This is a genomic window from Micromonospora globosa (genome assembly GCF_000717585.1).
Classification (GTDB): Bacteria; Actinomycetota; Actinomycetes; order Mycobacteriales; family Micromonosporaceae; genus Micromonospora; species Micromonospora aurantiaca.
Genome location: NZ_JNZR01000083.1, coordinates 1 through 916, shown reverse-complemented (window position 1 = coordinate 916; position 916 = coordinate 1). Strand labels below are relative to the sequence as shown.

At 68.7% G+C, this 916-nt stretch carries 1 protein-coding gene; it reads left to right on the top strand.

Going from position 1 to position 916, the window contains the following annotated elements; all coding sequences use genetic code 11:
• Positions 1–124: 124 nt before the first annotated feature.
• The gene (locus IF06_RS0131715; RefSeq protein ID WP_013283918.1) at positions 125–907 is read left to right on the top strand and encodes an IS5/IS1182 family transposase; all 783 of its coding nucleotides are present in this window, start codon (positions 125–127) and stop codon (positions 905–907) included.
• The last annotated feature ends 9 nt before the right edge of the window (positions 908–916 follow it).

Sequence of the window (916 nt, the reverse complement as noted above, 5' to 3'; positions counted from 1 at the left end):
TGAGCCATTTTCATCGTGACGGCGCAGGTCACGGGCGGTGTGGGAGGCCGGTGTCCAGGTAGGACGAGGCTCCCGGTAAGACAGCAATCGACCAAGATCAGATGCCCCAACCGGGAGCCTCGCTGTGCTGTCTTACCCTGCCGCGATTCCGTTGTCCACCCGCAGCCTGAACCACCTCGCCGCCCTCATCCGAACCCGCCGCCAGCAGCAACGGTCTCGGTGGCGACGCCTCGACCCCGGCCGGCAAGCCCTGCTCGCCCTGGCCCACCTGCGCAACGGCGACACCTACACCCGCCTGGCCGCCGGATTCGACATCGGCGTCACGACCGCCTGGCGTTATGTCCGCGAGGCCATCGACCTGCTCGCCGCGACCGCCGACGACCTGGCCACGGCCATGACCAGGATCCGTCTGCTCGCCTACGCAATCCTCGACGGCACCCTGATCCCGATCGACCGGGTCGCCAACCAGAAGCCGTACTACTCCGGAAAACACAAGCGTCACGGCGTGAACGTGCAGGTCATCGCCGACGCGGCCGGGCGTCTCGTCTGGGCCTCGGCCGCGCTGCCCGCCTCGACGCACGACCTGACCGCCGCCCGCACCCACGGCATCATCGACGCCCTGGCCAGCACCGACGTGATGACCTTCGCGGACAAGGGCTATCAAGGCGCCCCCGGCAGCGTGCGCACCCCGTTCAAGCGGCGCCGCTTCCGGCCGAAGCTGTCACGCCGGCAGAAGGCCGTCAACCGAGCGCACGCGAAGATCCGCGCCCGCGGCGAACGCGCGATCGCCACCCTCAAGACCTGGAAAATCCTGGTCAAGCTGCGCTGCTGCCCACGCCGAGCGACCGCGATCGTGCAGGCCATCCTCGTCCTGCACCGCGTCGAAGCCGACCGCTACGCAGGATGAAAATGGCTC